This window comes from Candidatus Zixiibacteriota bacterium (assembly GCA_040752815.1).
GTDB lineage: Bacteria > Zixibacteria > MSB-5A5 > GN15 > FEB-12 > JAGGTI01.
Genome location: JBFMGC010000012.1, coordinates 33,183 through 56,931 on the forward strand (window position 1 = coordinate 33,183; position 23,749 = coordinate 56,931).

A 23,749-nucleotide genomic window follows, 5' to 3' on the forward strand; every position below is an offset into this window, starting at 1 on the left:
CCAGAGGTACGTGCCCATGGACAAGATGACAATTCTCTCGCAGGTCCGACAGGGAAGAGATCTTCTATCCCTGCCCCAGGCTCTGGCGGAAATACTCAAGCAGGTGGATAATCCTGACTTTGGGTCCGAGCAGCTGGCCCGGATAATTCTTAAGGATCCGCCTCTGACTGCGAAAATCCTGAAAATGGCGAATTCGTCCATGTACCGCCGCTATTCCCGCGTGTCCAATGTCCACCAGGCGGTGCAGACGCTCGGAGCGGTCACGGTTAAGTGCCTGGCGCTGTCGTCATCGGTTTTTCACCCGGAACAGATCAAGGCCGATTCCGGCATCGATCCCCAGAGGTACTTCGAAAACGTGCTTACAGTCGCCGCTGCCTGCGAGAAGATTGCCGGGGCGATAGGACACCGCTCCACCGAGGAGGCATTCATTGCCGGGCTTCTCCACGATATGGGAACGCTCCTATTCCTGCACCATTATCCGAAGGAATATCGTCGCGTGGCGGAGGGTCGGCATCACGGCGTAGCAGGAGTAGTGGAAACCGAACGCCGGGTGTTCGGCACCGACCACTGCGAGGTCGGGCACCTGCTGGCTACGCGCTGGCGTCTGCCGGAGTACGTGGCGCTGGCCATTCGCGATCATCATAGCACGCACGCGGCCGAATCGGGAAATCCAATTCCGCGCATTGTTCGCCTGGCGACTCTAATGGTGGACCAGAGTCTCACCGGACATATACTGGACCTTGAGACCCGCCTTCCGGCTATCACCGAATCGGCTCGGGCGCTGGGGCTGGCCAAAGACAAAGTAGATGCCATCTCGGTCTCGCTCATGTCCACCACGGTGGCGACCGCAGAGTATCTCGAGGTCGATATCGGCAACGTGGAGAGCATCCTGTCGCGCGCCAACAAAGAAATCTGGCGCACCTATTTCATGGTCGAAAATCTGTTCAAAGAGCGGCAGGAATTGACCCAGCGCCTTCTGCAGCAAGAGCGTGCCCGCGGGGCCTCGGAGACCAAGACCATCGCCATGGCCACCCTGTCGCACTACATCAACAACGCCGCCATGGCCATTTACGGCCGTTCTCAAATGCTGCGACTGCAGCTCAAGAAAGGCGAGAAGGACGCGCTGCTGGCTAAACTGCCCGGCGGGCTGGATGTAATGGACGCCGCCGTAAAGAAGATCGTGGCAGTCCTGGCCGAAATGCGGGAGATTTCGCCGATTGATGAAACCGAATTCCTTTCGACTTCGCGCGCCATGAACATGGATGACCGTATTCAGCGACGGCTCCGGGAGCTCGATCGGGAAACCGGCCTGGTCCTTCCCGAAGAAGCCGAAATCAAGGTCTGACCCGGCTGCAGATCGAGTTGACCCAAGCGCTCCAATTTCGTACCCTAAGGCCATGCTGAGCTATCTCACCAGCGGGGAATCCCATGGGCCCTGTCTCACGGCTATTGTCGACGGTCTCCCTGCCGGGATGCCGGTGAAGCTCGAAGAAATCAACCGCCATCTGCAGCGTCGGCAGAAAGGGCATGGGCGTGGCGGGCGGCAGCGGATCGAGAATGACCAGGCCGGAATCGTCTCGGGCGTCCGCCACGGCCTGACCCTGGGCAGCCCGGTGACACTCGTCATAGAAAACCGTGACTGGGTCAACTGGGCGCCTATCATGGATCCGGTTCAGAAACCGCCCTCTGATCTTACTCCCAAACAGCGGCGACTACTCGAAGAGACCACCCGCCCTCGCCCGGGGCACGCTGATCTGGCCGGTGGAATCAAACTTGGCCGGCATGATCTTCGCAATGTGCTCGAGCGGGCCTCCGCGCGTGAGACTGCTGCCCGGGTGGCCGCGGGCTCTCTGGTGCGGCAGTTGCTTGAGCACTTTGGCGTGCGGATCGCCTCCCATGTGGTGCGGATAGGCGAGGTTGCCCTCGGGGACGATGAGCATCGCCCTGATGTTGATCAAATTGCAAAGCTGTCTGAGAAGTCGGATGTCCGTTGTATTGATGCCGCCGTGTCGACCCGGATGAAAGCTGCCATTAAACAGGCGATAAAAGAGCGGGACTCCCTCGGCGGGATCGCCGAAGTTATCGTGAGCGGGTTGCCCGCAGGCCTGGGCGGCTTCGCTCAGTCACGCGACCGACTCGATGGCCGTCTGGCGGGGGCGCTCATGTCGATCCAATCGGTCAAAGGGGTCGAGATCGGGCTCGGCTTTGCCGCGTCAAGCAGGCGCGGCTCGACCGCCCACGATGAAATATTCTATGATCCCAACGGTGATCCGGCCCGGAAACGGTTCTTCCGCAAGACCAACCATGCCGGTGGTCTGGAGGGGGGTATCACCAACGGTGAGGACGTAATCGCGCGCGTGGCGGTCAAACCCATATCCACACTGATGCAACCACTGCAGACGGTTGATGTCGTGACCAAGCACCCGGCGACAGCCATGGTGGAGCGGACCGATGTCTGTGTCGTTCCGGCGGCGGCGGTGATATGCGAGGCGGTCGCCGCCATGGTGTTTGGCGAGGCCTTCCTGCATAAGTTCGGCTCCGACAATCTGGTTGAGATCGAACGCAACTATCGCTCCTTCCTCGAGTGCGAATACTGAACATGCCCTCGCTGTTGCGGCTTCATAATTAAGTTGCTCGCCGGACCACGCTCGTATAGACTGCTCCTGGCAAAAGGAGACCTTGATGATATACGATTTCAGTTCCGACAAGCTTGCCGAGCTAAAAGAGGATGTAGTAGTCTGCTTTAGCACTGAGACCAACAAACCGGCCGGTCCGTACCTCAAGATCATCAACAATGCTGTCGGCGGACTGCTGGCCGAGGCTATGGATTCCGGAGAGTTTACCGGCAAGGCGGGAGAGATAATCACGTTTACCAGACCAGCCGGCTTTAAGACCCGTCGACTGATTTTGTCCGGTCTGGGGGAGAGCAGGAAGTTGCGCGCCGATGCTTTTCGCCGCGCGATCGGAGACTTGTCGAGACAAAAGTATGTAACGCAGGCTAAATCGGCGGCGCTGTATTTCGGTGACTTCTCTGATCCCGCGTTTTTTCAAGCGGCGATCGAAGGGTATCTCCTGGGGGCCTTCAAGCATCGGGCTTTCAAGACCGGCGAGGCGGCCGAGGACAAGAGCCGGCTCAAGCGGATCCGATTTTCGGTCGGTCGCTCCGGATGGGTGACTCGCGTGAAGAACGCCGTCGAGCGCGGGACCATTGTGGCCGAGGGACAGTTGTTGGTAAGGGAGTTGGCCCAGACGCCGGCAGGTGATCTGACTCCGAAAATCTACGCCTCCAAGGCTCAGCAGTTGGCGCGCAAGTACAAGGTTTCATGCCGGGTGCTCGATGAAAACGCGATCGCCCAGGAGAAAATGGGCGGGTTGCTTGGCGTGGCGAAAGGTTCCGATGAGCCGCCCCGATTTATCATTCTTGAATATAAGGGAGCGGGGGCTGGCTCCCGACCGGTGGTGTTGGTCGGCAAGGGGGTTACTTTTGACTCGGGCGGAATCTCGCTCAAGCCGGGCCAGGACATGCACGAGATGAAGCAGGATATGGCCGGATCCGCCGTGGTGCTGGCTACCATGCTGACCGCCTCGCGGCTCAAACTGCGTCTCAATCTTGTCGCACTGATACCCGCCACCGAGAACATGCCGTCGGGTCACGCCACCCGCCCGGGCGATATTCTGAGATCGCGCAAGGGGAAGACTATCGAGATCATCAATACCGACGCTGAGGGCCGCCTCATTCTTGCGGATGCCCTCGATTACGCCAATAAATTCAAACCCCAGGCAGTGATCGATATCGCGACTCTCACTGGCGCTGCTTTGTATATTCTCGGCTATGCGGGAGCGCCGATTCTCGGCAATAACGACAAGTTGCTCGAGCGCCTCTATCGTGCCTCGGAGGCCACCGCCGAGAAAGTCTGGCGGCTGCCGATCTGGGACGAGCACCGCGACCAGATGAAATCAGGGATCGCCGACCTGGTCAATTCCGGTGGACGCCCCGCAGGGACAATTGCCGCGGCGGCCTTTCTCGAAAACTTCGTGGGCGATTGGCCCTGGGCGCATATCGATATCGCCTATGTCGATCTGGAGCCGTCGGGCAAACCGTACACGCCAAAAGGGGCCACCGGTTTTGGTCTGAGGTTGTTGGTGGAAGTCTTGTCGACCTGGAAGAAGCTGTAGGCGATACACGCGGCGGTGACGCATCTCCAGTTGCCCACCCGCTTGCGGGTGGGATTGAACAACAGCCGCCATCAATTGTCGAAACCGCCCCATAAGCGGGGTCTGGTTTCAACCTACCCGGTTGAGACTTGGCACCACTCGTGAAACAACAGGAGACTTTGACTGTCCGGTTACTTCGACCACGCCGGGGCCTTGTCCTGGCCCGGGCCAGTGAGGCGCTTGGCGCCATTGCCGGTGATATCGCAAATCCAGATTGAGCCGTCCGCTGTAGAGAAAGTCAGCCACTTGGAATCGGGCGAAAACGAGGGCGCGAATGAGTACAAACTCTGCGCTCCTGGAGGCGGCGCAAAGACCAGGTACCTCTCAGAAAGATCCGCCGGAAGAAGGTAAATGCCCGGGCTCTCCATTTTATTGCTCACGCAGGCTATCCACTGGCCGTCGGGAGACCAGGCCGGAGCTACCAGCCCTGAGTTGGCCGCGGATTGCTTGCCGATCTCAGTGAGTGACGCCATGAAGTTGTTGCGCGAAAGCTTGGCCAGTCCCTGGTGGCGATAGGTGCCTTCCGAACCTTTCACCATGTGTACGAACACGATATCGCCGGCGGCGTTCATCGTGGGTGCGATCAGGAACTCAGTCATGTTCTGCCAGTCACGGCGAAGGAGTTCCTCGTTGCCTGATTCCGGATTGGTCATAATGCAGATCTGGTAGTTCGGCTCATACGAGGCGACAAAATTGGCGTTCATGTCTTTGTAGTAGATGATGGTTTTGCCATCGATGCTCCACTCCGGATCTCGCGCGCCCACCCCTTCCGTGATACGGTACCAGAAGTTGGTATTTCCGGCCATGGCAGAGTCAACATAAGCGATGAAAATGTCATAGATCTTATGATGCCCGCCCGTCTGATCGGGCTGTTCGACTCTGGCAATTCCCGAACGCGTGAACGCGATCCGCTTGCCGTCGGGTGCCCAACTGAGGCGGCCGTCGCCGTTGCCGACCTGGCTTATCATCATCTGATGGCCGCCGGTGGCATCCATGATGTATACATGTTTTTCTCTCAGGAACGCGATCCGCCCCGTGGGGCTTGCGATCGCCCCTGCTTTAGCTGCGGGCAGCTTATCGGCGGCAGTCGCCGGCAGGGCAAGAAGACCGATTAAGATGACAGGGATGAAACGGGCGATCCGGTTTTGTGGTTTGATCACTTGCAATCTCCAATGTAAATAACAACCTGGCCCAAGATAAGCAGACGGGAGCGCCTGTCAATAACGGCGCCCCCGAATCTGCATCTGATTACCAGTTGAAGTAGCGCTTGATCTCGATCCTACCCCGGACACCGGAGAGAGCCAGATCGACCCGACCATTCTCGGTGCCGTCGAGACTCGCGACAATCTCTTCATCGTTGCTATTATACCAGGAGACATTGCCAAAGTTCAGGTACAGATAGCTGGCGTCGACCGCCAGCCCCAGGTCCCACCAACCGAGGGGATAATCGACCCCCATGCCGAAACTGAATCCCGGGGCGGTGCCTTTGTAGGTAGAGTTGGTGCCCACTGGCACGGCTGTAGCCAGATTCAGGTTTTCGTACTCCGGCCAGAGATCCCAGCTCGCCGAGTAGTAACCGACCGAACCACCGACTCGAACGGAATAAGCATTCTGCTTAGCCGAGGCCACCGGCGGGTTGATCAGGTAGTACTGCAAGCTGGTGGTGAAGCCGAACACCTTCAGTTCGCTTTTCGGATCGGCAGGCACAACCGTGTTCGTGGACAACTGCAAATAGGTATTGCCGGTCGGCAGGTTATTGCCGAGCTTCAGCCAGTACTCGCCTCCCAGCGACCAGGCGAAGCGCTTGTGTACCATGAGACCGAAATCGGCGCCGACCGAGAAGCCCTGTCTAATCCACGAGAACTCACCGCTTCCCAGCTTGGCGCTCTCGATAATGGCGAAATCGTTGTAGTCGTTGTGCCGATTGATCCTATCCATGCTGACGCTGAATGAAATCCAACTCAGCTTGGTGGTATGCTTGGCTACCGTTTTCTGCAGATATCGGTTAATAACCTCCTGCTCGGTTTCGGCCACTGCCAGGCTCACTCCCAGAGAAAGCACAACCACCAAAGACAAGAGTGCAAACTTGAGGCGCATTTTTCCTCCTAAGCCGTTTTAGTCCGCGGTCTTTTGCCTGTTATCGGCTGTCCGGGGCGGTTTCTTGATGCCCGGACGCCTGTCGAATTCGAGCGCTGGCGCCAAAGAAAAAGCGGGCGCCCCATAGCACCCGCCTCTGGTTTTCGAACCAATTGTCGGTCTTAGCCTTGGACCGGACCGTATTTCATAGCCGCTATCTGGCTGTAATAATTCCACCGGCGGTCACAGTCCTCCTGGCCCAACTGTATCAGCATCTCGGCGCGATCCGGGTTCTTGGCCACCAACTGGCGGAAACGGTTCTCCGCGAATGCGAATTCGCGGAAGGGGATGCTCGGCGCTTTGCTGTCGAGCTTGAGAGGATTCTCGCCCTTCTTCAAAAGCTCCGGATTGTATCGATATAGGAGCCAGTGACCCGACTTGACAGCTTTCTCCTGATTGGTCAGCCCCGCGGCCATATCAATGCCGTGAGCGATACAGTGGGCGTAGGCGATTATGATCGACGGGCCATCGTACTGCTCGGCCTCGACCATCGCTTTAACCGTCTGGTTGTGGCTCGCCCCCAAAGCAACCTGGGCGACATAAACGTTCCCGTAGGACATCATCATCATGCCCAGATCTTTCTTGGGGGTCGGTTTGCCGGCGGCGGCGAATTGCGCTGTGGAGCCGCGCGGTGTTGATTTGGACATCTGGCCGCCCGTGTTGGAGTACACTTCGGTGTCGAGCACAAGCACGTTGACATTCTTGCCTGCCGCCATGACATGATCCAATCCGCCGTAGCCGATGTCATACGCCCAGCCGTCGCCACCGATTACCCAGACCGACTTTTTGACCAGAAAGTCGGCGATCGTGGACAGCGCGCGAGCCTTCTCGTCGCCGTCGAGCCGGGCCAGACGTTGCTTCAGGGCCACGACTCTAAGCCGCTGTTCGTTGATACCGGCCTGAGTTTTCTGGTCGGCCTTGAGTAATCCCTCATAGAGATCGGGAGCCAACTGCCGGGTAAGTTCGAGCGCATACTCCTGCAGCTTGTCGGCGGTCAGGCGCATGCCGAAACCGAACTCGGCGTTATCCTCGAAAAGCGAGTTGGACCAGGCCGGGCCCCGGCCATCGGCATTCTGGCAATAGGGTGTCGTGGGCAGGTTGCCGCCGTAGATTGAACTGCAGCCTGTAGCGTTGCCGCAAAGGGCGCGGTCACCGAAAAGCTGCGTCATCAGTTTGATATACGGGGTCTCGCCGCAGCCGGAACAGGCGCCCGAGAATTCAAAGAGCGGCTTGACGAACTGCGAGCCTTTGACGGTCTCGATATTTATGAGTGTCTGGTCGGTTTCCGGGAGCTTGTCGAGGAAAAACTTCCAGTTGGCGGCTTCCTGCCCGCGCAGCGGCGCCTGCAGGGCCATATTGATCGCCTTGCGCTCGGTCTTCTGCCCCTGAGCGTCCTTGACATACGCCGGGCAGGCGTTGACGCATATCTCGCAGCCGGTGCAATCCTCGGGAGCTACCTGCAGGACATAGTATTTGCCCTTGAGCGGCTTCATGGCCTCGATGGACTTGAAGGTCGGCGGGGCGCCTTCGAGGTCCTGCTTCTCCACGATCTTGGGCCGAATCGCCGCGTGGGGGCAAACGATCGCGCAGATATTGCACTGGATGCAGACCTCCGGTTCCCACACCGGGATATCGACCGCAATATTCCGCTTCTCGTACTGAGTGGTCGCAGTCATGTAGGTGCCGTCGTCCGGGAACGCCGAGACCGGCAACTGGTCGCCGCGTCCTGCGATTATCTCGGCCGTAACGTACTTCACGAATTCGGGGGCATCCTCCGGTACAATTGCCGGCCGGCTCTTGGTGGCCGTGACTTTGGCGGGAATTCTGACCTCGTGGATAGCCGACTCGGCAGCATCCACCGCGGCGAAATTCATGTTGACTACTTTCTCGCCCTTGTCGCCGTAGGTCTCCTCAATGGCATGCTTGATAGCGGCAATTGCCTTATCCCGCGGGAGTATCCCGGAGATGAGGAAGAAGGCGGTCTGCATGATCATGTTGATGCGCGCCCCCAGGCCGAGCTCCTTGCCCAGCTTGATGGCGTCGATCACGTGGAACTTTGCCTTCTTGGCAATCAACTGTTCCTGGACCTCACGTGGAAGAGTATCCCAGACCTTCTCGGCCGGGGTCATGCAATTGAGCAGGAAAGTGCCGCCGGAGCAGAGCTTCTCGACCATCTCGTACTTCTCGAGAAATGACTCGTTGTGGCACGCGACAAACTGCGCCGACTTGATAAGATACGGCTTGCGGATGATGTCCTTGCCGAAGCGGACATGAGATACCGTCACCGCGCCCGCTTTCTTCGAGTCGTAAACAAAGTACCCCTGGGCGTAGTAGTCCGTGTTTTCACCGATGATTTTGATCGAGTTCTTATTGGCGCCGACCGTGCCGTCAGACCCCAGGCCATAGAACAGGCCGCGGAAATTGTCGCCTTCGAGATCGACCGAATCGTCAGGCGCAAGCGACATGTGGGTGACATCATCCACAATTCCGACCGTGAAGTGGTTCTTCGGGGCCAGGGCCTTGAGGTTATCGAAAACGCCTTTGATCATCGGCGGATTGAACTCGCCCGATCCGAGGCCGTAGCGACCTCCGACTACCAGCGGCCGCTCGGAAAACCGGGCCCAGCCATAGTCCATCGCTTCGTTGATTGACGCTTGCACGTCGGTGTACATCGGCTCGCCGACCGCGCCCGGCTCCTTGGTGCGGTCCATCACCGCGATCCGCCTGACCGTGGCGGGCAGTGCCCGGGCGAAAGCTTCCGCCGAAAACGGCCGGTAAAGCCGAACCTTAATCATCCCGACCTTTTCGCCGCGAGCCACCAGCCAATCGACCACTTCGTGAGTGGCTTCGGCACCGGTTCCCATGATAACCACCACATGCTCAGCCTGGGGATGGCCGACATAATCAAACAGGCGATATTGCCGCCCCACCAGGCGCGCGAATCGATCCATCTCTTCCTGGACAATCTGCGGTGCGGCCAGGTAGTACTTGTTTATGGTCTCGCGATGCTGGAAGAATACGTCGGGATTTTGTGACGTGCCTTTGATCGTGGGGCGGTCCGGCGAAAGCGACCGCGATCGGTGGGCATCGATCAATTCCTGCGGGAGCATCTTGCGCATGTCATCGAAAGTGACCTGTTCGACCTTGGAAACCTCGTGCGACGTACGGAAGCCGTCGAAGAAATGCACGAACGGCACCCGGCTGCGCAGCGACGCGGCCTGGGTTATCAGGGCCAGGTCCATGACATTTTGCACAGAGCCCGACGCCATCAGCCCGAATCCCGTCGAACGGGTGGACATGACATCGGAGTGATCTCCGAATATCGAAAGGGCATGGGTGGCCAGCGCGCGGGCCGATACGTGGAATACTGTCGGCGTCATCTCGCCGGCGATCTTGTACATGTTCGGGATCATCAGCAGCAGCCCCTGGGAGGCTGTAAACGTTGTCGTCAGGCTGCCGGTAGTCAGGGCGCCGTGCACTGCTCCGGCCGCGCCACCTTCGGACTGCATCTCGACCACGGTCGGTACCGTGCCCCAGATGTTCTTCTCGCCCCGGGCCGATTTGGCATCGGATTTCTCGCCCATGTCCGATGAGGGAGTAATGGGGTATATGGCGATAACTTCGTTGGTGGCGTGAGCTACATAAGCCGCCGCGGTATTACCGTCTATAGTAACCATCCGACGCTTTCCGGTGGATTTCTCAGTCCTGTCGTTAACCTTCTGAAGCGTCTGTTCTGTCATTACAAACTCCAATTCAATCGCATTTCAACCCAACCAGTTTATCGACTATCCTCGTCGTTCATTGACAAGGTGATTTCTTTCTGAGCTTGATACTTCCCTTTCTTGTCCGCGTAAGATACCTCGCAGACCCCGGCGGCCTCGAGAAACAGCAACTGGGCGATTCCCTCGCCGGCATACACCCTCACCGGTCGGGGACCCGTGTTGGAAAGCGATACAGTCGCAAATCCTTCCCATTCCGGTTCGAACGGAGTGACGTTGACCACCACGCCGCAGCGGGCGTAGGTCGATTTGCCGGTGCAGATGGTAACGACGTCGCGAGGAATGCGGAAATATTCGCGACTCCGCCCCAGGACAAAGGAATTGGCCGGTATCAGGAACGACTCCGCCCGGCAGGTCACAAAACTGTCCGGATTGACGGATTTGGGATCCAGCTCGCTGATCTTGCTTAGGTCGGGAATCTTGAACTCGTCGGCCAGAGTGAAATCGTACCCATAAGCCGACACCCCGTAGCTGATACCGCGTCTTATCTGGCCCGGCTCAAACGGTTCGATCATCCGATGGCGTGCAGCCATCTCTCGAATCCAGCGGTCTGACTTTACACCCATGGGCACTTCTCAGTCGCATCTTTCTACAATCGTGGGCGGGACGATAACTCAAATCGTCTCAAAAGTAAACCGCTGATGTGGCATTCTCAGACCACCAGTGCCCGTGATGGCGGCGCTTCTGTCCTCTGCCACTTGACCATGTCCGCCAGCGTCAGCTCTTCAAAAACGGAGAGCAGTCTCTTCTCGGCGAGCACCAGGACCTCGCGCAGGGCGCAGTACTCGCTGGGGTCCTTGATACAAGCCCGCTTGTCTTCGGTGCAGCGCATAAGATGATACGGACCCTGGATCGTTTCGAGGACCTCTTTGAGAGTGATTTCGCTCGGGTCCTTGGCCAAGGAGAAACCACCCCTAACGCCCCTGTGAGACCTGATTACTCCGTTTTTGGACAACGACTGGAAGATCTTGGCCAGGAACTTCTCCGGGATGTCTTTGGCCTGGGAGATCTCCGACAACGGCACCACTTTGGCGCGGTCGGTCTCCGCGAGATACAGCACTCCGAAAATACCGTACTCTTCGGCCTTGGTGAACTGCATATCAGCCTTTCTACCCAGGCACCGTCGGCCGTCCAATCTCACGCAGCCGACAGCCGAACGGCGTCGCCTCCGTCTTATTTGCAAGATAGGTTAATAGACAGTTAAGTCAATCGTTTTTGTTTGTTATTTTTTTCTCAAACTTAACTGTTTTTCTGTTATCGTTTATAACCTTAGGAGGGCCAATAGTTCAAAGAAACCCCTTTTTCTTTGGTTCGGCATTGCCTAATTTGGGGTTTGGAAAGGCAGTCAAAATGGCAGGAAAAAGTGAAAAAAAAGGCCTGTTAATAGTATATACCGGCAATGGCAAAGGCAAGACCACCGCTGCGCTCGGAATGTGCGTTCGCGCAGTGGGTTACGGGTGGAGAGCTTGCGTGATACAGTTCGTAAAGGGAAGCTGGAAGTACGGTGAGCTGGAAGGGATAAAGAGGTTAGCCCCTGAAGTTGAGCTGCGAGTTGTCGGCGAGGGCTTTGTGGGTATAATTGACGATGACAAGGATATCGAGGTCCACCGTCAGGCCGCCCGCGAAGGGCTCGAACAGGTGAAGGAGATTCTCGTGTCCGGCCGGTTTCCGCTGGTCATACTCGATGAACTGAACGTGGCGATGGATCTCGGCCTGGTTTCGGCTGACGCCGTGCGCGACTTATTAGCCTGTCGCAGTGACAAGCAGCATCTCGTGATTACGGGGCGGGGCGCCCCCGACTGGCTGCTGGAAATAGCCGACCTGGTCACCGAGATGCGGGAGGTGAAGCATCCGTTCCAGAAAGGGGTTCTCGCCCAGAAGGGCATTGACTGGTAGCCGATTGGGCGAATACGTTGCGGCGAACAAATCGAATGTGAGGGTGTTGACAACCTTACGATATAATCTTGGCCGAGAGCGAGGATTTGGTTAATGGCTGAAGAAAGACAGTATGACATTGTAATTGTGGGAGCGGGGCCCGGCGGACTTTGTGCCGGCCTGTATGCGGCGCGGGCACGGCGCAAGGTTGTTTGCCTGGAGATGGGCATCCCCGGCGGTCAGATCGCCAACACCGCCGAAGTCGAGGACTACATTGGTTTCGAGCACATCTCAGGAGGGGATTTGTCCGTGAAGTTTGCCGACCACGCTCGCAGTTTCGGGCTGGAAATCGTCACCGAAAAGGCTGAAGAAGTCTACGTCGACGGCGATGACCGCATGGTCCTTTGCTCCTCAGGGAATACCTACCGCGCCCGTGCGGTCATTCTCTCCACTGGTGGCTCGCCGGTGAAACTGGGTGTGCCCGGCGAACAGGAGTACGCCGGCAAGGGGGTTTCATATTGCGCGATCTGTGACGGCGCCTTTTTTCGCGACAAGATGATAGCGGTAGTTGGCGGCGGTGACGCGGCGGTCGAGGAAGGCGCCTTTCTGACGAAGTTCGGCACGAAGGTCTATGTCATCCACCGGCGCGACCAACTGCGGGCGGCAAAGATCATTCAGCAGCGCGCTTTCGCCAATCCTAAAATGGAGTTTATCTGGGACACCGTGGTGGAAAGCATCAACGGCAACGGTCGGCAGGTGAGCAGCCTATCGCTGAAGAACATCAAGACGGGGAAGACTTCCACACTCGATATCGGCGCGGTCTTTCCGTTTGTCGGGTTCCGGCCCAACTCGGGGCTTGTACGCGGCGGGCTGAAAACCGACGCCGGGGGATACATCATAACCGATTATAAAATGGAGACATCGGTCCCCGGAATCTTCGCCTGCGGCGACGTGCGCTCGCAACTGGTCCGACAAATCACCAACGCCGTGGGCGACGGCACCACGGCCGCGGTCGCGGCGGAAAAGTATATCGAACAGTTGGAAGACAAAGTCGCCCACCGGGTGTGAAGTCGTTTTCAGTTCTCGCGGCAGGCTCTTGTCTCGGCTGGGTCGACCACATCTGTGCAAAGTTCATCCGGGGAGTTTAGGAAGGTCGAAACCAACCCTGCGCCTGGCGGGTTGGTTCGGACATCTTCGCGATCTCGTGGTGTGTCCCTACCCCGCCCGCAAGCGGGTGGGGCACCGGGGCGTGCTGCCATGCCAGCGACAAGTGGGTGGGCCACCAGGCATACTTGGGCCGATCCGATTTTCATTGAATAACCTCTCGTGTCAGGTGTAAGATTAACGTACCTTAACGAAACCTGTGTGGCTGGGTCTCGTCTTAAGGGTTGGTAGAGTATGGTCGGGCGATGCCAAGTGCATCGACAGCCGGCGACGCGATAGTCACCACAGGATGATTGAAGCAGACACTGGAGATTCTAAAAATTCCGGTATCAGGAAGAAACCGAAACGCAACCTGGGCGGCTGATCGGCTGTCATATCACTAAGCGACGATTGCTGCCAGGGCAACGGCGTTGAATGAAGGAGTTATAGATGAAGCGGGTGACCTCACTGTTTATCGTTGTATTGGCATCGGCATGTTTTTCCGCAGCGGCCTCAGCGGCCGAGTTGACCCTGGATGATTGCATCGAACTGGCGTTGGAGAAGCGGGCATCAATTATAAGAGCGAGGGGCGCGCAGAGCTCTGCCTCGGCCCGCAAGCTGGCCGCGCTGGGGGCATTCCTGCCTGATCTGCGGGCATCGTACGGCTACTCCAAGGGTAAGGAAACTAACATCGAAAACCCGCTCAGTGACATCACTGAACAGGACAAAGGGCCGAGCAAATCGCTGGATCTTAATAGCTCCTGGACGGTTTTCGCACCGGGTGACTGGTTTCAGTATGCGGCTGCGTCGGCAGCCAAGGCGAGCTCGCAACTCGATGTGCTGGCCTCCGAACAGGACCTGATTACCGCCGTGAAAGTTGCCTACTATGCCTACCTTGCGGCGGAACAGAATATCTCGGTTCAGGAGGAAGCCGTCAAAAGAGCCGAAGAGCAGTTGAAACTCATCGAGTCCCGGTTCGAACTTGGTTCTGCGTCCAAGTCTGACGTGCTCCGTCAAAAAGTGCAGTACGGCAACGATCAGTTGGCGATGCTGCGGGCTACTAATGCCGTGATCCAATCAAAAGCCGACTTGGCGTACACGATAGGCCTTGATCCCAGGGACGATCACCAGTTCGCCACTGATTTCCGCGTCCGCGAGTATGCAGGTACACTTGATGAAGCGATCGCGTTCGGTCTGGAGCACAATCCCCGCCTGTTGTCGTCCGTGAAGACATCGGACGAGGCGCGTCACACACTGTGGGCTGCAAGGTCCGGTTATCTGCCGACGATGTCGCTCTTCTTCGGTTTTAACCGTTTTGAGGGTACTCAGGCGTACCCGACCAGTTTTGATTACTCCAGCAACGAGCGCACGTGGGGTTTCCGGATAAGTTACCCCATTTTCGACGGTTTCTTCCGCGAAAAGCAGGTCACCGATGCCAAGGTGTTCCGCAACAACTCGATGGCCGATCTGGCCGACTCGCGGAATTCTACAATTGCCTCGGTTAAATCTTCATATCTCGAAATCGCCCAGTTGAAGAAACAGGTCGAGGTTTCCACCGAGAATGTCGCCGCGGCCGAAGAGGACTTTCGCATTACGCAGGAAAAATACAATCTGGGAGCGGCCACGATACTTGACCTCCTGACGGCGCAGGTGTCGCTGAAGGAGGCCCAGGTGGCGCTCATCCGGGTGCAATTCGATCTCAACCTGGCGGTGGCCAGGCTCGAGAACGCCATGGGCAAGATGTAAGCGCAAACAGAGGGTGCGGTTTATTATGAAGAAGAAGAAAGTCTGGATCATCATCGGCGTGGTCGTGATAGTCGCCGTGTTCGCGTATATCACGCTTACGTCGGACAGCCGCAAGACGATCAATGTCAATGCGGCCACGGTGGCCAAGCAGAACCTGATTGAGAAGGTCTCCGCGTCGGGCCGAATCCAGCCGCAGACCAAGGTTGACATAACGTCCGAGATCAGCGGCGAAATAATCGCCCTGAGGGTAACCGAGGGTCAGCCGGTGCGCGCGGGCCAGCTTTTGATCGTGATGGACACGATTCAGATCCAGGCCGACGTTCACCAGGCACGGTATTCACTCGACGGCGCCCGCGCCAGTCTTGACGGAGCACGAGCGTCATTCAAACAGTCGGAGGAGGAGTACCAACGCCGGCAGAGACTGTTCGAACAGAAGCTGGCTTCCGAGACGGAACTCAACACGTCCCACTATGCTTATTTGAACGCCAGGGCTACGGTCGAGATGTGGGAGGCGCAGGTCAACGGCGCGCAGGCCGCCTACGACAAGCAGCTCGATCGCCTTCGCAAGGCCAAGATCGTCTCGCCGATGGACGGCGTAGTCACGTTCCTTGACTGCGAAGTAGGCGAGATAGCCGCCGGCCAGACCGCGTTCACTCAGGGCAAAACCCTGATGACCATATCGGATATGAGCCTGTTCGAAGTCGAGGTCGAAGTCGATGAAACCGAGGTCAACAAGATTGATCTGAATCAGTATACCGAGATCGAAGTCGATGCTTTTCCGGATACATCGTTCGTCGGCAAAGTTATCGAAATCGGTAATACGGCGGTAATGGTCGGCATGGGTACGCAGGACCAGTCGACGAACTTCAAAGTGAAGGTTATCTTCACTGATGCCAACCCGCGGTTGCGTCCGGGAATGTCGGCAACGGTTGATATTACGGCCAACGAGCGCAAGGGTGTGCTGGCGGTGCCGTTTGCGGCGGTCGTGACCCGCAACTACGATCTGGATTCGCTTGAGGCCGCTCGGCAGGGTAAACGGTCGGGTGACAGCGGTGTCGGCGAAGTGCAGGCCGCCGAGAACGACAGCCTCCGTAACGTTACCGACACCACGAGCAAAGCGGAGGGGGACGAGGAGCGTAAGGACATTAAGGGTGTATTCGTGATACGCGAAGGATTGGTGCGGTTCGTTCCCATACAGACCGGTATTGCCGGTCAGAAAGATATCGAGATTACTGAGGGTCTGATGGAAAACGACTCGGTGGTCTCGGGTCCGTACAGTGTGCTTCGGACGCTCAAGGACGGCGAATACGTTGAAATCATCAAAGGCGACGGTGCAAAGCAGGAATCCGGGTCATGACGCTCATAGAAACCGACAATCTGTGGAAGACTTACGTTATGGGTGCGGAGCGGGTTCACGCGCTGCGCTCGGTGTCGATGACCATCGAGAAAGGCGAGTACGTGGCAATTATGGGGCCGTCAGGCTCGGGCAAATCCACCCTGATGAACCTGATCGGCTGCCTCGATACACCCACCCAGGGGGAATACTGGCTGAACAACAAGCGGGTGCGGGAGATGAACGATAACGAACTGGCTAATATCCGAAACCGGGAAATCGGCTTCGTCTTTCAGACGTTCAATCTGTTGCCGAGGGCCACCGCACTCCACAACGTTGAGCTCCCGCTAATCTACAACGGTACGCCCAAGGCTGAGCGCGTGCGGATGGCGCGTACCGCGCTGGAAAAGGTCGAATTAGGCGACCGAGTGATGCATAAGCCGAACGAGCTCTCCGGCGGCCAGCGGCAGCGTGTGGCGGTGGCTCGGGCGCTGGTGAATAACCCGTCGATCATCCTCGCCGATGAACCTACCGGCAATCTTGACAGCAAGACGTCCGAAGAGATCATGAAGCTTTTTGACACACTACACGGCCAGGGGAACACGATCATAACCGTGACCCACGAGGCCTCGGTGGCCAGGCACGCTCGTCGGGTGCTGTCGATTCTCGACGGCAAGATCGCCAGCGACGTTGCCGTCACCGATCAGGAACGTCAGGAAGTGCACTAAGGGCTGAGCGGTTATGGTCATCCTGCGCTCACTCATACGAATTGCCGGGGGCGCACTCCTGGCAAATAAACTCCGCTCGGGACTCACGTTTGTAGGGATCATCTTTGGCGTGACATCGGTGATGACTATCATGTCATTTCTTGAGGGCGCGGTGGGCGCAATCGAGGAAGCTTTCGAATCGCTGGGGCCGTCCACCTTTATGGTCGCCAAGATGATGACGGCGTTTTCGGAGGACGAGTTCCTGGAGAAAGTCAAGCGCCGACCCATAACACTCCACATGGCCGAGATCATTGAGGAAGACTGCCAACTATGCGACAAAGTATCGCCGCGCCTCTTTGATGAGGCCCGAGTCAGCTACGGCGACCAGAAACTGCGGAACATCACTATTATGGGCGGCACTTCGAACTTCATTGACATCGTCGATATCGAAATCGCCCAGGGGAGGTTTCACTCGGCGGAGGATGACCGGTACAAGCGCAATGTCACATTTATCGGAGACCTACTTCGGGAGACTTTTTTCGAGGGCGTCGACCCGATCGGCAAGGTTATCCGCATCGGCGCCCAGAAATACACTGTAATCGGGGTCGCCAAGAAACGCGGCACGTTTTTCGGCGAGAGCCAGGATGACTTTGCGGTCATTCCGCTCTCTACTCATATCCGACAGTTCGGCGAACCGCATCGCCGGGGGACTTTCCTTACGATCAAAGCCGTTTCCGTGGAAAAGCTTGAGGAGGCGATGGATGAGGTTCGCCTTATCCTGCGGACTCACCGGAAAGTGCCGTATGACCAGCCGGACGACTTCGATATGGAGACCGCCGCGAGCATTCTTGAGCGCTTCAATCAGTTTACTCTTATGTTTCGCCTTGTGTTTATAGGTATCTCCGGGATCTCGCTGGTGATCGGCGGGATCGTGGTTATGAACATCATGATGGTTTCGGTGACCGAGCGAACACGGGAGATCGGCATCCGCAAATCGATCGGCGCCAAGCAAAGGCACATCCTGCTCCAGTTCCTGTTTGAGTCGGTTATGTTGACCATGTCCGGCGGAGCGGTCGGTGTTGGGCTGGGCTATATTATCGCAAACATCCTCGCGGGACAGGCGGAGGTCGATATCAGTCCGTCGGCGCTGGCCATCTGGGCGGGGCTGGGCGTGTCAACCGGGATCGGCCTCATTTTCGGCATCTACCCGGCCATGAAAGCGGCTCGGCTCGATCCGATTAAGGCCCTGAGCTACGAGTAGAGGGCAATGCAGTGCTGCTGTCACCGGTCGAGATAAGAGACGCCGTAATGATGGCGTTCGCATCAGTCAAGGCGAACAAATTCCGCTCGTTTCTAACGATTTTGGGGGTTTTGGTCGGAGTTGGGGCTGTAGTTTCCATGGCCTCGGTGATCGACGGCCTGAACCTCGCCGCCGACGAAGAAATCGATCGCATCGGATCCAACATCATCATGGTGCACAAGTTCGGACACAATGTCGATTTCGACGATCTGTCCGATGAGGAACGTAACCGCCCGCCTATCACCGAAGGAGAGGCCCGTGCCATACTGGAGAATTGTCCCACGGTCACTGGTGTCGCACCACACAACTATTACTTTCGGCCGGGCGGAAACGAAGCGAAGTACAAGAATCGCAAGTACACCAGTTTGAACTTCAACGGCACCTGGCCCGATTTTGTGCGCGTGCGCACGAAAGACATGTCGTCCGGCCGGTTCATCGTGGAAAACGACCTGCAATTCCGCCGCATGGTCTGTGTGATCGGCTCCGAGGTCGCGGAAGGGCTATTCTCTGATGAGGAGCCGGTCGGCAGAATGATCAGGGTGAACGGCGACGAGTTTGAGGTAGTGGGAGTATTCAAAAAAGTCGAATCCAATTTCGGCAACTCCTTCGAAAACAAACTGGTGAGCATACCGCTGACCACGTTTTCCAAGCTTGTTCCGTGGGAAAAGGAGTTGTCACTTGACGTCTCCGCGCGGTCTTATCAGGAGATCGAAAAAGCCAAGGAAGAAATAATCGCCGCGTTGAGGATCTATCGCAAGGTGCCGTTTGATAAGCCGAACAACTTCGCGCTTCTGACCCAGGACCAGTTCAAGGAGCAGGCCGAGCAGATCACCGATGTGATCTATATTGTAATGATCGTCATCACGTCGGTCGGCCTGATGGTCGGCGGTATCGGAGTGATGAATATCATGCTCGTGTCGGTTACGGAGCGAACGCGTGAAATCGGCGTGCGCAAAGCGATCGGCGCCAAGAAGTCGAATATCATCCTTCAGTTCCTGACCGAGGCGATGTCGCTCTCTGGTTTCGGCGGTGTGATCGGGGTGATAGTGGGCGTGATTCTCGGGTTAGTTCTAAACAACGCGTTCGGTTTCCCCACGACACTGCCGTTTACCTGGGTCGTGATCGGTTTTGTCGTATCAGTGTCAGTAGGTCTGGCGTCGGGTGTGTATCCGGCTGTCAAGGCGGCGCGCCTTGATCCGATCGAAGCCTTGCGCTATGAATGAAGTCCGACGCGACTGTTTGCACATGTTGGTTATTCGGTAATGCTTCTCTCTCCCGCAGAAATACGCGACGCCGTCAATATGGCGCTGGCGTCCGTACGGGCCAACAAGTTTCGATCGTTCCTGACAATCCTTGGCGTGATGGTCGGGGTGGGAGCGGTGATTTCGATGGCCTCGGTGGTCAACGGTCTGAACCTGGCGGCCGAGGCCGAGATCGACATGATGGGCTCCAATGTCATCATGGTCGAGCGTTTTGGGCCCGGGGTGGATTACGATGACCTCACCGAGGAGGAGCGCAGCAGGCCGTACCCGACTGAGGAAGAGGCCGAAGTAATTCTGGCCAATTGCCCGTCGGTGGACGGCGTGGCGCCGCAGAATCACTGGTTTTTTGACGGCGGCAACGATCTCAAGTACAAGAACCGCAAGTTCTCGAATGCTACGTTCAACGGCACCTGGCCTGATTTGATTAAGGTTCGCGATATAGATATGCGGTCCGGTCGGTTCATCAGCGAGACCGATATCCAATTCCGCACCGAAGTCTGCGTGATCGGCACGGAAATCGAGAAAGTCCTGTTTGAAGGGGAGAATGCGCTCGGAAAGTTTGTCCGCTTGAAGAACCGCGAGTTCGAGGTGGTCGGTGTCTACGAAGAGGCCGAATCTAATTTCGGTAACGACTACTGGAATCGGCTGATCAGCATTCCGCTCAGCACCTACGCCAAGTGGCTGCCGTTTGACAAGGCGCTGACCCTTGAGGTGCGGGCGGTAACGCGCGCGAAGATTCCCCAGGCGATGGAGGAAATCATACAGGCCCTCCGTATACACCGCCGCGTCCCGTTCGGCAACCCCAACAACTTCCATCTCTCCACGCAGGAACAGTTCAAAGAGCAGGCGGAACAGATAACGGATGTCATCTATGTCATCATGATCGTGATTACCTCGGTCGGCCTGCTGGTCGGGGGTATCGGGGTAATGAACATAATGCTCGTCTCCGTCACGGAACGCACCCGCGAAATCGGTGTCCGCAAGGCAATCGGCGCCAAGCGATCCAACATCCTGCTACAGTTTTTGACCGAGGCGATGTCCCTTTCCGGTCTTGGTGGTGTAGTCGGGGTGGTGGTGGGGGTCGCTCTTGGACTGATCTTGAACAATTCCTTCGGTTTCCCCGTCACTCTGCCAATATTCTGGATCGTCGTCGGATTTGTGGTGTCGGTGTCGGTCGGACTCGTGTCGGGAGTTTATCCCGCTTTCAAGGCGGCGCGCCTCGATCCGATAGAGGCTCTCCGGTACGAGTGATTCCGAACCGGGGTAGCGTAGAAAAAATTGCTCGCGCCACGTGCTGTCGGGTGACCCTGCCCGGCGGACCTGACCCTGCGACGGTCGGCCATCTTGCGGAAGGGCATGACTCCATCCGCGGTCAGTGTTTTTGATTATTGCCCGCGATTCCCGACGCCCTTAGATTGGAACGAGCCAACCCGCAAGGGGTTATGAAAGTATGGTAAGAAACCTGACCGTGCGAACTACCGTGGCCGCGATGGCGTTGTTTCTGCTGGTGCCCTCGGTTGTGGCGCAGTTCGGCTATCCCGAGGGGAAAATTGAAACTTTTGACGATCACCTGCTTGCCGACTACGCTTATTTCAAGACCGATGACCCGGACCTGGTCCGCCTGGAAATCTACTACCAAATCCACCATCGCGGACTGACATTCTCTCTCAGCGGCGAGAACTACACCGCGCGCTACGAGCTTACGGTCACGGTGACGGGCAAGGACGGGCGGCAGATTCAGTCGTTCACCCGCGACCGGCAGATTGTCCTGGGCGCCGACGAGGAAGCGCGCACCAGGATTGACTTCCGCACTAGCCAGATCAATATTGATCTGGCGCCGGGCAAGTACCAGGTCAGTTTCGAGATGAAAGACCAGACCTCCGGACGCCAGAGTCACCGGGAGATGGATGTGGATTTAAACTCGTTGATCGGCAAGCCGCCGCAAATATCGGAAATCGAATTCGCCCAGGCGTTCCAGCAGGGAAACGGGCAGGAGAGCGTTTTTTCCAAGGGTGACATCCTGGTCGTGCCGTCGGTGCACCGCACCTTCGGAGCGGTAGCCGGTGACCGAATCGCGTACTACTTCGAGGTGTATCCCGGCGACGAGGACTCCGAGAAGGTGGTTTTGGAGACCAAGGTACGGCACTATCGCCGAGGAATGGTTTACCGCGACACTCTGCATCTTTCTATAGGCCGCGAGCCGGAACGGCAGCTTCGGGAGATATCGCTCGACCGGATGCTTCCGGGCGAGTATGAACTGGTCATATCGTTGCTCGGCCGGCGTAATAAGAAGCTGGCTGCCAGGGATCAGATGTTTCGCATCGCCTGGACACAGGATGGGATGATCCGCAACGACTGGAAAGCGGTGGTGCGGCAGCTCGAGCTGTTTGCGGAGGATGTTGATGTCGGCGACATGGAAAAGCTGGAAACTGTGGAAGAACGGATAAAGGCCTTCGACCAGTTCTGGCTGGAGCGTGACCCCACCGATGGCACGCCCGAAAACGAAGCGAAAACGGCCTTTTACTATCGCGTGCGAATTGCCAACGAACGGTTCGGTGTCATGCAGCGCGAGGGCTGGCGGACCGACCGGGGCCGCATATACATCCAGTACGGAGAGCCGGATTATCTCGTCAACGAGCCCTTCTCGCCTGACCGTCGTCCCTATCAGGTATGGTACTACACGAGCATCTCGCCCAATAGGCGTTTCTTGTTCATAGATGAAAACGAGGATGGAGACTACCGCCTGCAGTATCCGTACGACGGGCTCGGCACGACAGTCGGATTCTAATCAGGCGGTTACACGATTATGCGCGTAACTCTGCGTAAACCGACAGTATGGATAATGCTGACCACTCTTGTCATTGCGGCCGGAGCCGCTCAGGCTCAGCCCGGCCGACGGCCCCTCACGGTGAGGGGAAGTACGGTTGTTTTCAACCGGCCGGAATTTGACTCGTTGGTCCTGCTGGAATTTCCGTTCGTGCTGAATCGCAGCGAATATTCTTTCTACCGGCCTGATAGCCTGGCGGGTGGGCCGCTCTATGCCCGCATCTTTGCACAAATCAATTTGTATGGTGTCGACGGTCTTCCCCTGGACTCCGCCAATACCTACTTTTCGGCGGCGGTGAGCGATTCATCCGAAGCCTCTAAGGCTGATTATAGTCTATTCAACAGCTTAGTGCTGGTGGTCCAACCGGGGATCTACTCCGCGCGGCTGAGCGTGATCGATGCGGTCAGTAAGCGGGAGGGGGAGCACTTTATTGACCGGATCAACGTCGAGCCGCCGGTGAAAGACCGCCTCTCGCTTGGAGGTAAGTGTCTCGCTTTTCAGATTTCGTATGTCGGCCAGTCTCCCGCCATGGGCATCGGCGTGCCCAGGAACGGCTACGAGGTTCGGACTAACCCGGTTGCTGCATACTCGACTCGTGACTCGGTGGCCTTCGTCTATGCCGAGCTGTACAATCTGAGGTATGATTCACTGGCGCCCTCAAGTTTCGAGACCGCTCTGAGCGTAACTGATGCCGCCGGCAGCACCGTGCTGCCCCCGTCCGGAAAGTCTCGGCGCAAGCCGGGTAGGTCGGCGGTGTTGGCTGAGTCGTTCGAGATTAAGGGCTGGGCTCCCGGTTCGTACACGCTTCAGGTAAGTGCAGCGGATCGTACCGCCGGGCAGGAGGTCAGCAGCGAGATTCCGTTTGCGATTGTGGCTCCCGCACCCGCGCCGGCGCAGGGTTCCGGCGGAAACGGGACGGACCCGGTCGGCGCTCTTGATCTTGAGACCGAACTGCGCCTGTTCTACTATGTGCTCTCGCCGGTTGAAAAGAGGGCACTCGTGGGACTCACCGACGACGGTAAGCGGGAGTTTGCAAAGCGATTCTGGGAGGAGAGGGACCCGGACCCGACCACTCCTCTGCCTGAAAACCGGCTCGAAATGTACGAGCGATACGTATACTGCAACAATTTCTTCTCGGTCGAGGAGGGAAAGACCGACGGCTGGTATACTCAGCGGGGGCGGATCTACATGACCTACGGCCCACCCGACAAGCTCGACGACTACTCGCACCCAACCAGCGGCCACCCGGTGCAGTTCTGGTGGTACTATGAGCTGAAGGAAGGGAAGGTGTTTGTCTTTCAGGACGAAGACGGCTTCGGCAACTTCAACCTCGTCCATTCGACTATGGAGGGTGAGATGTTCGACAAAAGGTGGGATGCCGCCCTTAAGGCCGGGGAGATTCTGGTGGAGTAGGGAGTTGTGGCTT

The 23,749-nt window shown here is 57.4% G+C and carries 18 protein-coding genes; 13 read left to right on the top strand and 5 right to left on the bottom strand.

Features of this window, described 5'->3' with window-relative positions:
• The first annotated feature begins 16 nt into the window (after positions 1-16).
• The 3 genes from AB1772_04940 to AB1772_04950 all read left to right on the top strand — a co-directional run bounded on the left by AB1772_04940 (position 17) and on the right by AB1772_04950 (position 4,176).
• Positions 17-1,345 (top strand): HDOD domain-containing protein, encoded by a 1,329-nt coding sequence (locus AB1772_04940; GenBank protein MEW5795689.1) that lies wholly within the window; start codon positions 17-19, stop codon positions 1,343-1,345.
• Between the two features lie 52 nt (positions 1,346-1,397).
• Positions 1,398-2,597, top strand: a complete 1,200-nt coding sequence (aroC, locus tag AB1772_04945; GenBank protein ID MEW5795690.1) for a chorismate synthase — start codon at positions 1,398-1,400, stop codon at positions 2,595-2,597.
• Positions 2,598-2,682: 85 nt separating this feature from the next.
• Complete coding sequence (locus AB1772_04950; protein MEW5795691.1) at positions 2,683-4,176, top strand: leucyl aminopeptidase; 1,494 nt, start codon at positions 2,683-2,685, stop codon at positions 4,174-4,176.
• Positions 4,177-4,346: 170 nt separating this feature from the next.
• On the opposite strand, the gene AB1772_04955 is transcribed toward AB1772_04950, so the two are convergent.
• The 5 genes from AB1772_04955 to AB1772_04975 form a co-directional block, all read right to left on the bottom strand.
• On the bottom strand, positions 4,347-5,375 hold the full coding sequence (locus AB1772_04955; protein MEW5795692.1) for a hypothetical protein: 1,029 nt from the start codon (positions 5,373-5,375) through the stop codon (positions 4,347-4,349).
• 88 nt (positions 5,376-5,463) lie between these two features.
• A complete protein-coding gene (locus AB1772_04960) occupies positions 5,464-6,312 on the bottom strand; it encodes a hypothetical protein (GenBank protein ID MEW5795693.1) in 849 nt (282 codons plus the stop codon).
• 161 nt (positions 6,313-6,473) lie between these two features.
• Positions 6,474-10,091 (bottom strand): pyruvate:ferredoxin (flavodoxin) oxidoreductase, encoded by a 3,618-nt coding sequence (gene nifJ, locus AB1772_04965; GenBank protein MEW5795694.1) that lies wholly within the window; start codon positions 10,089-10,091, stop codon positions 6,474-6,476.
• Positions 10,092-10,129: 38 nt separating this feature from the next.
• Complete coding sequence (dcd, locus tag AB1772_04970) at positions 10,130-10,696, bottom strand: dCTP deaminase (protein ID MEW5795695.1); 567 nt, start codon at positions 10,694-10,696, stop codon at positions 10,130-10,132.
• 86 nt (positions 10,697-10,782) lie between these two features.
• Positions 10,783-11,229, bottom strand: coding sequence for an Rrf2 family transcriptional regulator (locus AB1772_04975; protein MEW5795696.1), 447 nt, complete (start codon positions 11,227-11,229; stop codon positions 10,783-10,785).
• Positions 11,230-11,480: 251 nt separating this feature from the next.
• Between AB1772_04975 and cobO the strand changes: the two genes are divergently transcribed.
• The 10 genes from cobO (at position 11,481) to AB1772_05025 (ending at position 23,736) form a co-directional block, all read left to right on the top strand.
• Positions 11,481-12,026 (top strand): cob(I)yrinic acid a,c-diamide adenosyltransferase, encoded by a 546-nt coding sequence (gene cobO, locus AB1772_04980; protein MEW5795697.1) that lies wholly within the window; start codon positions 11,481-11,483, stop codon positions 12,024-12,026.
• Between the two features lie 93 nt (positions 12,027-12,119).
• On the top strand, positions 12,120-13,073 hold the full coding sequence (gene trxB / locus AB1772_04985; GenBank protein ID MEW5795698.1) for a thioredoxin-disulfide reductase: 954 nt from the start codon (positions 12,120-12,122) through the stop codon (positions 13,071-13,073).
• Between the two features lie 525 nt (positions 13,074-13,598).
• Positions 13,599-14,894 carry a TolC family protein gene (locus AB1772_04990; protein ID MEW5795699.1) on the top strand — a complete coding sequence of 432 codons (1,296 nt, stop codon included), beginning with the start codon at positions 13,599-13,601 and terminating at the stop codon, positions 14,892-14,894.
• A gap of 25 nt (positions 14,895-14,919) precedes the next feature.
• Positions 14,920-16,251: an efflux RND transporter periplasmic adaptor subunit gene (locus AB1772_04995; protein ID MEW5795700.1), complete on the top strand. Its 1,332-nt coding sequence runs from the start codon at positions 14,920-14,922 to the stop codon at positions 16,249-16,251.
• Positions 16,248-16,955 carry an ABC transporter ATP-binding protein gene (locus AB1772_05000; GenBank protein ID MEW5795701.1) on the top strand — a complete coding sequence of 236 codons (708 nt, stop codon included), beginning with the start codon at positions 16,248-16,250 and terminating at the stop codon, positions 16,953-16,955. Before AB1772_04995 ends, AB1772_05000 begins: the two co-directional genes overlap by 4 nt.
• A gap of 13 nt (positions 16,956-16,968) precedes the next feature.
• Positions 16,969-18,195: an ABC transporter permease gene (locus AB1772_05005; GenBank protein ID MEW5795702.1), complete on the top strand. Its 1,227-nt coding sequence runs from the start codon at positions 16,969-16,971 to the stop codon at positions 18,193-18,195.
• Between the two features lie 47 nt (positions 18,196-18,242).
• Positions 18,243-19,457, top strand: a complete 1,215-nt coding sequence (locus AB1772_05010) for an ABC transporter permease (protein MEW5795703.1) — start codon at positions 18,243-18,245, stop codon at positions 19,455-19,457.
• Positions 19,458-19,496: 39 nt separating this feature from the next.
• A complete protein-coding gene (locus tag AB1772_05015) occupies positions 19,497-20,747 on the top strand; it encodes an ABC transporter permease (GenBank protein MEW5795704.1) in 1,251 nt (416 codons plus the stop codon).
• Between the two features lie 199 nt (positions 20,748-20,946).
• Positions 20,947-22,284 carry a GWxTD domain-containing protein gene (locus AB1772_05020; protein MEW5795705.1) on the top strand — a complete coding sequence of 446 codons (1,338 nt, stop codon included), beginning with the start codon at positions 20,947-20,949 and terminating at the stop codon, positions 22,282-22,284.
• An 18-nt stretch (positions 22,285-22,302) separates the two neighbouring features.
• Positions 22,303-23,736, top strand: coding sequence for a GWxTD domain-containing protein (locus AB1772_05025; GenBank protein ID MEW5795706.1), 1,434 nt, complete (start codon positions 22,303-22,305; stop codon positions 23,734-23,736).
• Positions 23,737-23,749 lie beyond the last annotated feature (13 nt).